We start from the raw sequence: 11,001 nt of genomic DNA on the forward strand, positions 1-11,001 counted from the left end.
GGGGGCGTCGTCGGCCGGCGCGCCGGTGTCCTCGGGCGCTGCGTCGGCCGCGCTGTCCGCGGGGGCGGGCGCGGCTGCGGCCTCCTCGAGCTCGAGACCCAGCGCCGACAGCACGCCGGGGAGCGCGCCGACCTCGGCCTCGATGACGAGGATGTCGCCGGCGCGCACGACCCGGCCGCCGCTCGGGGCGTTCATCTTCACTTCGTTGCGCACCAGGCCGACGATCTGCGCGTCGGCGGCGTCGAGCTCCAGCTCGATCTCGCGCAGGCGCATGCCGGCGGCCTTGCTGCCCTCGGGTACGCGCGCCTCGGTGAGGTAGGCGCCGGTGTCGAAGCCGGCCGCCCCGGGCTGCGCGCGCGCGGGCACGAGGCGCCAGCCGAGCAGGGCGATGAAGGCGAGGCCGGCGAGCGTGAGCGGAACGCCGGCGAGGCCGAAGTCGAACATCGCGAAGCCGCCCTGGCCGGACTGGTTGGCGCGGAAGCCCGAGATGATCAGGTTGGGCGGGGTGCCGATCAGGGTGGTGGTGCCGCCGAGGATGGAGGCGAAGGCGAGCGGCATCAGCAGCTTGCCGGGCGGCAGCGCCAGGCGGCCGGCGATCTGCACTGCGACCGGCATCAACAGCGCGAGCGCGCCGACGTTGTTCATGAAGGCCGACAGCACGGCAGCGAGCACGCACAGCGCCGCGATGCTGAGCGTCGGGCCGGCGCCGCCGGGCAGCACGCGGCGGGTGAGGGCGTCGACCGCCCCGGTGCGCTGCAAGCCGCTGCTGAGCACCAGCACGCAGGCCACGGTGACCACCGCGGGATGACCGAAGCCGGCGAAGGCCGCGGCGGGGGCGACCAGCCCGGCGAGCACGCAGGCGAGCAGGGCGCCGGCCGCGACCATGTCGTGGCGCCAGCGCCCCCACAGGAACATGCCGACGGTGGCGGCGAGGATGGCGAGGATGAGGGTCTGGTCCGGGGTCATCGGGGCCTGCAGGGGGCGAGCGCCCAGCCTGCGCCCGGCGGGGCCGGGCCGGCGGTCGCGGCGGAGCTTTCATGCAAATGTAGTTCCGCCGCGTATGCCCGGCAAATCAGGGGTTTCGCCAAGGGGCGCGCCGCGCCCGCTCAGCCGGCCCGGGCCCCGCGTCGGCGCAGCAGCGCCTTCTCGGCCTCGATCACGAGGAAGACTCCCGCGCCGATCGCGAGCGGCGGCAGCCAGTATTCGAGGGCGAGCGGGGTGGTGCCGAACCAGGTGTTCATGAAGGGCAGGTAGACGAAGCCGAGCTGCAGCAGGGTGAGGATCAGCACCGAGACCTGCGCCGCCGGGTTGGTGAACAGGCGCGCCGGCGAGAGGCTGGAGGCGCTGAGGAAGCGGCTGTTGAAGAGGTACCAGGCCTGGGCCACCACCAGGGTGTTGACCGCCATCGTGCGCGCCGCCTGCAGCTCCATGCCCTGCAGCAGCGAATACTCGAAGGAGACGATGGTGACGCCGCCGATCAGCAGCGACACGAAGCCCACCCGCCACAGCATCGCGCGGTCCATGATCGGCGCGCCGGGCTTGCGCGGCGGGCGCTGCATGACGCCCGGCTCGGCGGGCTCGAAGGCGAGCGCGAGCGCGAGCGTGACCGCCACCACCATGTTCACCCACAAAATCTGCACCGGCGTGAGCGGCAGGGTGAGGCCGAGCACCACCGCGGCGAGCATCACGAAGCCCTGGGCGCCGTTGGTGGGCAGGATGAAGAGGATGGCCTTGCGCAGGTTGTCGTAGATCGTGCGGCCTTCCTCGACCGCGCGCTCGATGGTCGAGAAGTTGTCGTCGGCGAGCACGATCTCGGCGGCCTCCTTGGTGGCCTCGGTGCCCTTGATGCCCATGGCCACGCCGACGTCGGCGCGCTTGAGCGCGGGGGCGTCGTTCACGCCGTCGCCGGTCATCGCCACCACCTCGCCGCGCGCCTGCAGGGCCTTGACCAGGCGCAGCTTGTGCTCGGGGCTGGTGCGGGCGAAGATGTCGCAGTCGTGGGCGATCCGTTGCAGTTCCTCGTCGCTGGCGGTCTCGATCTCGGCGCCGGAGATCACCTTCAGCGTGTCGGCCGTGCCCAGGCCCATCTCGATGCCGATCGCGCGTGCGGTGCCGGCGTGGTCGCCGGTGATCATCTTCACGCGGATGCCGGCCTCGTGGCAGGAGCGGATCGCCTCGATCGCCTCGGGGCGGGGCGGGTCGATGATGCCGATGAGGCCGAGGAAGACCATGTCCTCCTCGAGGTCCTCGAGCGCGAGCGCGTCCTTGCTGGCGGATACCTCGCGCGCCGCGGCGGCGAGCACGCGCAGGCCGTCGGCGCTCAGCGCGTCGATGTGCGCTTCCCAGAACGCGCGATCGAGGGGCTCGAGCTCGCCACCGGTGCCGAGCTCCTGGTGGCAGCGGTCGAGCAGGCGGTCGGGTGCACCCTTCAACAGGATGCGGCGCTGCCCGCCGGGGGTGGTGTTGAGCGTGGCCATGAACTTGTTGGCCGACTCGAAGGGGATGCTGGCGTGGCGTTCGTGGGCCTCGGCGTCGAAACCGGCCTTGTGCGAGAGGGCGCGCAGCGCGCCCTCGGTGGGTTCGCCGGTCACCTTCCACTGGCCGTTTTCCTCGGCGACATGGGTGTCGTTGGCGACCGCGATGACCTCGATCACCGCGTGCAGGTGGCCGTGGTCGTCCAGGCGGGCGGCCTTGCCCTCGAGGGTGATCTCGCCCTCGGGCCGGTAGCCGGTGCCGCTGACGTCGTAAGCGCCGCCGCGGGTGACGACGTGGCGCGCGGTCATCTCGTTCTTCGTGAGCGTGCCGGTCTTGTCCGAGCAGATCACGGTGACCGAGCCGAGCGTTTCGACTGCGGTGAGCTTGCGCGTGATGGCGTTGCGATGCGCCATGCGCTGCACGCCGAGGGCGAGCGTGATGGTGAGGATGGCGGGCAGGCCCTCGGGGATGGCCGCGACCGCGAAGCCGATTGCAGCCAGGAAGAGCTCGGCGAGCGGGAAGTCGTGCAGGCTGAAGCCGATGCCGAGCATGAGCACTGCGAGCGCGACGATGACCACCGACAGGATCTTGCTGAACTGCGCCATCTGCCGCGTGAGCGGGGTCTGCAGGGTCTGCACCTCGGCGATCATGCGGTTGATGCGGCCGAGCTCGGTGTTCGGGCCGGTGGCTGTGACCACGCCGATGCCACGACCGGCGGCGACCAGGGTGCCGGAGTAGGCCATGCTGAAGCGGTCGCCGACGCCGGCGTCAGGGGCGACCGCATCGGTGTTCTTGTCCGCCGGCACCGATTCGCCGGTCAGCGCCGACTCCTCGATGCGCAGGTTGGTGGCCTCGACCAGGCGCAGGTCGGCCGGCACGCGGTCGCCCGAGCGCAGGCGCACGATGTCGCCCGGCACCAGGTCGTCGGCCTCGATCTCGGACCACTGCCCGTCGCGGCGGGCGTGCGCATGCACCGACAGCATCTTGCGGATGCCCTCGAGCGCCTCTTCGGCCTTGCCCTCCTGGATGAAGCCGATGAGGGCGTTGATGACCACCACGCCAAGGATGACGCCGGTGTCGATCCAGTGGCCGAGGGCCGCAGTGATCGCGGCGGCGCCCAGCAGCACGTAGATGAGCACGTCGTTGAAGTGCTTGAAGAAGCGCTTCAGCAGTCCTTCCCGGGGCGGCTGCGGTAGGCGGTTGGGGCCGACCTCGGCGAGGCGGCGCGCGGCCTCGTCCGCGGACAGGCCCGCCGGGCAGCTGTCCAGCGCCGACAGGACCTCGTCGGCGGCGCGGGCGTGGGCGTGTTCGAGGGGGGAGAGCGGGGCGGTTCGCGGGCTCATGTCCGTGCTCCGGGCCGGTGCGGATGCGCCGCGCGCAGGATTGCGCGGGCGCGGGATCGAAAGGAAGAAGGCTGCGGCGCGGATGTTGCGCCGCATTAAAACAGACCGCGCCGGCCGCCGAAGTTCAAAAAAAGACCCCGCGCAGGGCAGGGTCCTCGGGTGTGCAGGCGCGCGCGGGGGCGGCTCACTCGGTGTCGTAGCCGAGCAGGCGCTTGTCGATGATGCGCTGCGCAACCGCCTCGGGCACGTCGGCCTCCCACTCGCCGCGGCCGCGGCGCAGGCCGGCCAGCACCTCGCCGATGTCGATGTGCAGGTGGGTGTCGTCGTGCGGCTGCACCGCGACCAGCTTGTCGTTCTCCTTGAGGTGGGCGAGCAGGTGGCGCAGGTTGTCGGGGACGGCCACGTTGTCGAGGGTGACCGTGGCCGAGGCGTCGGTGCCGCGCGGGCGCGACGGGTACACATAGACGTGGGTGTTGTCCGGGAAGAGCTTGCCGAAGGCCTCGAGGATGCCGCCCTCCAGGCCCTCGTAGTATTTCTCGTCGAACAGGAACTGGAAGTCGCGCACCGACAGCACGATGCCGATCGGCTTTTGCGTGTAGCGCCGGAGGTAGGCGCGCAGGCGGAAGAAGCGCACGTAGTCCGAGATCATCACCGTGTAGCCCTGCGAGGCGAGCAGGTCGATGCGGGCGAGGAAGTCGGCGCCGTCCACGTTGTCGCCGCTGATCAGCGAGTTCATGGTGATCTCGGCGAGCGAGACGATCTCGTTGTCGTCGACCGCGGCGAGCTGGCTGAACTGGCGCACGCCGGCGCTCATCATGTCCACATTGACCAGGGTGACCGGCTTGAAGCTGCCGCGCATGACCATCACCGGCTTGCGGTAGAGGAGCTCGCCCGGCACCACCACCTCGCCCTGCGGGTTGAACACCACCGCGCGCGTGAGCCAGCTGCGGATCAGGTGCAGGTTCATCAGGCGGTTCTCCACTTCCTCGAAGTAGGGGCCGGAGAAGTGGATGAGGTCGACCTCGATGCGCTCGGAGCCGAGCCCGTCGGCGAGCCCCTCCACCACCCACTCGGGCTGGTCGTGGTGGAAGAAGGCGCCGTGGATGAGGTTGACGCCGAGGATGCCGAGCGCCTCGGACTGCAGCGCGTTGTCGTTGTCGAGCATGCGCACGTGCATGACCACGTCGCTCGGCTCGGCGCCCGGGTGCAGCTGCAGGCGGATGCCGATCCAGCCGTGGCACTCGTTCTTCTGCTTGAAGCTGCGCGCGGTGACGGTGGCGGCGTAGGCGAAGAAGGTGGTGTTCCTGGGCCGCACGTGGGCCAGCCGCGCGACGACCTGGGTGAACTCCTTGTCGAGCATCTGCAGCAGGCGGGCACGGCTGACGTAGCGGTCGACGTGGCCGTAGATGTCGTCGCTGACCGCCATGTCGTAGGCCGACATGGTCTTGGCGATGGTGCCGGCGGCGGCGCCGACGTGGAAGAAGCGACGCGCCACCTCCTGCCCGGCGCCGATCTCGACGATGGAGCCGTACTTGTACTTGTCGAGGTTGACCGCGAGGGCCTTCTGGTCGGTGGTCAGCGTGGTGTTGCGGGTGCGCATGGCGGATCCTTCTCGGGCAGGAGGAACGGGCGGGAGGGGCTTGCCTTACTTGAGCGCGAAGCCGAGCGCGTTGAGCGCCTCGACCAGGCGGTGGCGGCCGGACAGGGTCTCGGGGCCGGCGATGCGCTTGGACGAGTGCACGCTCCAGGTGCCGTGCACGTTCATCTTCTGCTCCGCGTAGAAGCGCTCCATCGCGCGGTCGTAGGCGGCGATGCCGGCGTCCTGGGCGTCGAGCGCGTAGCGTTCGTGGTGCAGTACCACCGCCTGCGGCGGGCGCGGCTTGATGTCGGCCGGGCGCGCCGGATCGGGGCGGCCGACGCACATGCCGAACACCGCGAACACGCCGGGCGGCAGGCCGAGCAGCTCGGCGACCTCCTCGGGGCGGTTGCGCATGCCGCCGATGTACACCATGCCCAGGCCGAGCGACTCGGCCGCCGCGGCGCCGTTCTGCGCGGCGAGCGCGGCGTCGATGACGCCGGTGAGGAACATCTCGAGGTAGTCGAGGCCCTCGGCCGGGCGTTCCAGGGCGGTGGCGATGCGGCGCAGGCGGGCGAGGTCGGCGAGCCACACGAGCTGCAGCGGCGCCTCGCGCACGTGGGCCTGGTTGCCGGCGAGCTCGGCCAGCCTGGCGCGGCGCTCGGCGTCGCGCACCGCAACCACGCTCCACACGTTGAGGTTGGATGAGCTCGCCGCCGACTGCGCGGCAGCGACGATCGCGGCGAGCTCGGCGTCGGTGACCGGGTCGGGCAGGTAGGCGCGCACCGAGCGGTGGTCGAGCAGGTGCTCGATCAGCGGGTTGAGGGCGATCTCGGCAGGAACCGAGTCGCTGCCATAGCGCGCTTGCAGACGGGACGAGGGCTGGGGCATGGTTGCTCCTTGCATGTTCGGAGGCGAGAATCGCCGGAGAGGTGCAAGTATATCGATTGCAGATGCGGTGCTCGGCAGCCCTTCGTCTCGGGCGGCTAGCGCGGGTGCCGGCGCGTGGCGTGCTTTCCTGTACGGAAACATAATTTCAATCAAGAATGGTGCGCTGCGTTAACGTCAACGTAACATAGCGGAATTGGGCGGGAAGTCAGCCGCCTGCAGCATTTCAACGACGTCCTGGAGAGGAGAGAACCATGAGCGCAGTCAATGAATTTCTCGCCGCACGCGATTTTCTGCTGCAGCACCGCAGCGACTACGCGACGGCCTACGCCGGCTTCAAGTGGCCCAAGCTGAAGGAGTTCAACTGGGCGCTGGATTACTTCGACTCGATGGCCAAGGGCAACGACAACCCGGCGCTGTGGATCATCGAGGAAGACGGCAGCGAGGCGAAGCTGTCCTTTGCCGAGATGTCGGCGCGCTCGAACCGCGTCGCCAACTGGCTGCGCAAGCAGGGCGTCAAGCGCGGCGAGCGCATCCTGATCATGCTCGGCAACGAAGTGCCGCTGTGGGAGACCATGCTCGCCGCGATCAAGCTCGGCGCGGTGGTGATCCCCGCCACCACGCTGCTGACCCCGGAAGACCTGGTGGACCGCGTCGAGCGCGGCCAGGTCAGGCACGTGGTGATCGGCAAGGCGCACACCGACAAGTTCGAGAGCCTGCCCGGCAGCTTCGGCCGCATCGCCGTGGGCGGCGCGCCCGCGGGCTGGAAGGCCTTCGAGGAGGCCGCGGCCGAGTCCGACGTGTTCATCCCGGACGGCGTGACCCGCGTGGACGATCCGCTGCTGCTGTACTTCACCTCGGGCACCACCTCCAAGCCCAAGCTGGTGCTGCACACCCACCAGTCCTACCCCGTCGGCCACCTGTCGACGATGTACTGGATCGGCCTCAAGCCCAACGACCGCCACATGAACATCTCGTCGCCGGGCTGGGCCAAGCACGCCTGGAGCTGCTTCTTCGCGCCCTGGAACGCCGGCGCCTGCGTGTTCCTGTACAACTACAACCGCTTCAACGCGGCCGCGCTGCTCGACGTGCTGGTGAAGTACGAGGTCACCACCATGTGCGCGCCCCCGACCGTGTGGCGCATGCTGATCCAGCAGGACCTGGCCGCGGTGAAGACCAAGCTGCGCGAGCTCATCGGCGCCGGCGAGCCGCTCAACCCCGAGGTCATCGAGCAGGTGAAGAAGGCCTGGGGCATCACCATCCGCGACGGTTTCGGCCAGACGGAGACCACCGCGCAGATCGGCAACACGCCCGATCAGCCGCTCAAGCCCGGTTCCATGGGCCGCCCGCTGCCCGGCTACAAGATCGCCCTGCTGGATGCGGAGAGCAAGCCCTCGGTCGAGGGCGAGGTCGCGCTGGTGATGGGCGAGCACCGCCCGGTCGGCCTGATGGTCGGCTACGCCGGCGACGCGGCCAAGACCGCCGAGGTCATGCGTGACGGCCACTACCGCACCGGCGACGTCGCCAGCATCGACGACGAGGGCTACATCACCTACGTCGGTCGCGCCGACGACGTGTTCAAGGCTTCCGACTACCGCATCAGCCCCTTCGAGCTCGAGAGCGTGCTGATCGAGCACCCGGCCGTCGCCGAAGCCGCGGTGGTGCCCAGCCCGGACCCGGTGCGCCTGGCGGTGCCCAAGGCCTTCGTGATCCTGGTCGCCGGCCAGGAGCCGAGCCGCGAGCTGGCCAAGGACATCTTCGCCTTCACCCGCGAACGCCTGGCCCCGTACAAGCGCATCCGCCGCCTGTCCTTCGCGGACCTGCCCAAGACCATCTCGGGCAAGATCCGCCGCGTCGAGCTGCGCAAGGCCGAGGAAGCGCGCGGCGAGGCCGCCCGCGGCGAGCTGGAGTTCTTCGAGGAAGACTTCCCCGAGCTCAAGGGCTGATCGCGATCGACGGGTGTTCGCGGCAGGTGCCGCGCGCGCCCGGCGCCTGCGCTGTGGGAGCGGGCCGGTCGGTTGTTGCGATTGCCCGAGGTACGATCGCTTTGCCGCACCGCAGCGGCCGGGGTGCTGCTACAATGCCGGCCGTGGCGGGTCTCCCCGCATTGCAGCGCGGTGAACCTGGTCAGGGCCGGAAGGCAGCAGCCACAGCCGCTCCCTGCAAGTGCCGGGGGTCAGGCTCGCCACCCCGAACACAAGAAGGGCGCTCCTCGGAGCGCCCTTCGCCTTTTTCGCCTAGCGCCTGGCGCCTCACTCCTGACCCCTCACGCCACCAGCGTATCCATCAGCATCATCATCACGAAGCCGACCATCAGGCCGCCGGTGGCCAGGGTCTCGTGGCCGCGGCGGTGCGACTCGGGGATGATCTCGTGGCTGACCACGAACAGCATCGCACCGGCCGCGCCGGCCAGGCCCCAGGGCAGGATGGTCGCCGAGACCGACACCATCATCGAGCCGGCGATCGCCGCGATCGGCTCGATCAGGCCCGACACCGCGGCCACGCCGAAGGCGAACCAGCGCCCGTAGCCCGCCGCCACCAGGGCGATCGCGACGATCAGGCCTTCGGGCACGTTCTGCAGCGAGATGCCGGCCGCGACCGCGTCGCCCGAGCCTGCGCCGCTACCTTCGAGGCCGGCCGCCACGCCGATCGCCAGGCCTTCGGGGATGTTGTGCACCGCGATCGCGAACACGAACAGCCACACCGCGGCGCCGCTGCGCCGACCTTCCGGGAAGTGTGTGTGCGGCAGGGCGCGATCCATCGCGAGCAGGCCGCCGGCGCCGAGCAGCACGCCGAACGCCACCAGCAGCGCGGCCCCGGTCTCCGTGCCGGTGTGCGCGAGCGCGGCGTCGAAGCCGGGTAGCAGCAGCGAGAACACGCTCGCGGCGAGCATGACGCCGGCGCCGAAGCCGAGCAGCATGCCCTGGACGCTGGCGCCGATCTGGCGCACGACCAGCAGCGGCACCGCACCCAGCGCGGTCGCCGCGGCCGCCATCGCGCCGCCCGCCACCGCACCCGAGACGGCCAGCTCGAAGCCCTCGACGCTGCGCACGAGTTGGGCGACGAGCAGCGCCAGGCCGGTGACGGCGATCAGCCAGCCGCTGAGCATGCGCAGGGCGCCGGCCGGGCTGGCATGCTGGAAATGCAGGCGAGCGACCTTATCGACCATGATGGGGATCCTCCTTGAGCTCGGCGGCGTGGCCGCCATGTCCGGTGAGTTCAGTGTCGGCGATCCGGCTCAATAGTTCCAATTGAATGTTTCGACGATTCGAATAGCGAGTGTGTATTCTGTAGGCTGCGCCGCCGCCCTTTGCTGCAGTGCACTTCCGGTTCCGCGGGCTGGCCACTAGAATCCCGCTGTCCGATCAAGGAGTCTCCCGATGACCCAGCCCGTTCACCAGCAAGACGTCACGCCCGCCCGCAAGGCCGAGATCCTCGCCGAGGCGCTGCCCTACATCAAACGCTTCTTCGACAAGACCATCGTCATCAAGTACGGTGGCAACGCGATGACCGATCCGCACCTCAAGGATTGCTTCGCGCGCGACGTGGTGCTGCTCAAGCTGGTCGGCCTCAACCCGGTGGTGGTGCACGGCGGCGGCCCGCAGATCGAGAACCTGCTCACCCGCATGGGCAAGAAGGGCGAGTTCATCCAGGGCATGCGCGTGACCGACGCCGAGACCATGGAGGTGGTCGAGATGGTGCTCGGCGGCCAGGTGAACAAGGAGATCGTCAACCTGATCAACAAGCACGGCGGCAAGGCGGTGGGCCTCACCGGCAAGGACGCCGGCTTCATCCGCGCCAAGAAGCTGCTGATGCAGAAGCACGGCGCCCCGGTGGGCGACCTGATCGACGTCGGCCAGGTGGGCGAGATCACCGGCATCGATCCCAGTCTGATCTCCTTCCTCGACCAGGGCGACTTCATCCCGGTGATCGCGCCGATCGGCGTGGGCGAGGAGGGCGAGACCTACAACATCAACGCCGACGTGGTCGCCGGCAAGCTCGCCGAGATCCTTCACGCCGAGAAGCTGGTGCTGCTCACCAACACCCCGGGCGTGCTCGACAAGGCGGGCAACCTGCTCACCGGGCTGACCCCGCGCCAGATCGACGACCTGGTCGCCGACGGCACGCTGTCGGGCGGCATGCTGCCCAAGATCGGCTCGGCGCTGGACGCGGCGCGCAACGGCGTGAAGTCGGTTCACATCATCGACGGCCGCGTAGAACACTGCCTGCTGCTCGAGATCCTCACCGACCACGGCGTCGGTACGATGATCAAGAGCAAGTAAGACAGCGCGCCCGATCGAGCGCCGGAGGTTCGCGCCTGCCGGCGCTCCTACAGGAGGCCCGGCAGGCGCGATGGTTCATGTAGGAGCGCCGGCAGGCCCGAAGGCGGCGGTGGGCGTTTTCGGGCGCGCCGATTGTTTCGCCGCCCGATTCGCGCCTGTGGGCGCTCCTACAGCCCGCCGGGCGGGGTGCGTTGTGCAGGCGCGCCGGCCGGCGCGAAAGCGGCTCGTACGGGAGGCCCGGGAGGCGCGATGGTTCATGTAGGAGCGCCGGCAGGCGCGAAGGCGGCGGTGGGCGTTTTCGAGCACGCCGATTGTTTCGCCGCCCGATTCGCGCCTGTGGGCGCTCCTACAACCCGCCGGGCGGGGTGCGTTGTGCAGGCGCGCCGGCCGGCGCGAAAGCGGCTCGTACGGGAGGCCCGGGAGGCGCGATGGTTCA

Annotated in this window: 7 protein-coding genes and 1 other RNA gene; 3 read left to right on the forward strand and 5 right to left on the reverse strand. The window is 69.9% G+C overall.

Annotation, left to right across the window (positions count from 1 at the left end):
* From C667_RS15150 to C667_RS15165, 4 genes are all read right to left on the reverse strand, one after another.
* Positions 1-966, reverse strand: a 966-nt coding sequence (locus C667_RS15150; protein ID WP_004367975.1) for an SLC13 family permease, incomplete at its 3' end; no start/stop codon positions are given.
* A gap of 140 nt (positions 967-1,106) precedes the next feature.
* A complete protein-coding gene (locus C667_RS15155; RefSeq protein WP_004367977.1) occupies positions 1,107-3,818 on the reverse strand; it encodes a cation-translocating P-type ATPase in 2,712 nt (903 codons plus the stop codon).
* A gap of 184 nt (positions 3,819-4,002) precedes the next feature.
* Positions 4,003-5,418 carry a hypothetical protein gene (locus C667_RS15160; RefSeq protein ID WP_004367979.1) on the reverse strand — a complete coding sequence of 472 codons (1,416 nt, stop codon included), beginning with the start codon at positions 5,416-5,418 and terminating at the stop codon, positions 4,003-4,005.
* A 45-nt stretch (positions 5,419-5,463) separates the two neighbouring features.
* Positions 5,464-6,285: an NADPH-dependent oxidoreductase gene (locus C667_RS15165; RefSeq protein ID WP_004367981.1), complete on the reverse strand. Its 822-nt coding sequence runs from the start codon at positions 6,283-6,285 to the stop codon at positions 5,464-5,466.
* Between the two features lie 251 nt (positions 6,286-6,536).
* On the opposite strand from C667_RS15165, the gene C667_RS15170 reads away from it, so the two are divergent.
* Together C667_RS15170 and ffs are read left to right on the forward strand one after the other, a co-directional pair.
* Entirely contained in the window at positions 6,537-8,228 is a 1,692-nt protein-coding gene (locus tag C667_RS15170; RefSeq protein ID WP_004367983.1) for an AMP-binding protein, read from the forward strand.
* 145 nt (positions 8,229-8,373) lie between these two features.
* Positions 8,374-8,472, forward strand: an RNA gene (ffs, locus tag C667_RS25105) — signal recognition particle sRNA small type.
* Positions 8,473-8,548: 76 nt separating this feature from the next.
* Here the strand turns inward: ffs and C667_RS15175 are convergent.
* Positions 8,549-9,451, reverse strand: a complete 903-nt coding sequence (locus C667_RS15175; protein WP_004367985.1) for a ZIP family metal transporter — start codon at positions 9,449-9,451, stop codon at positions 8,549-8,551.
* Between the two features lie 211 nt (positions 9,452-9,662).
* Between C667_RS15175 and argB the strand changes: the two genes are divergently transcribed.
* The gene (gene argB, locus C667_RS15180; RefSeq protein WP_004367987.1) at positions 9,663-10,565 is read left to right on the forward strand and encodes an acetylglutamate kinase; all 903 of its coding nucleotides are present in this window, start codon (positions 9,663-9,665) and stop codon (positions 10,563-10,565) included.
* Positions 10,566-11,001 lie beyond the last annotated feature (436 nt).

This window comes from Thauera phenylacetica B4P (assembly GCF_000310225.1).
In the GTDB taxonomy this organism is placed as follows: Bacteria; Pseudomonadota; Gammaproteobacteria; order Burkholderiales; family Rhodocyclaceae; genus Thauera; species Thauera phenylacetica.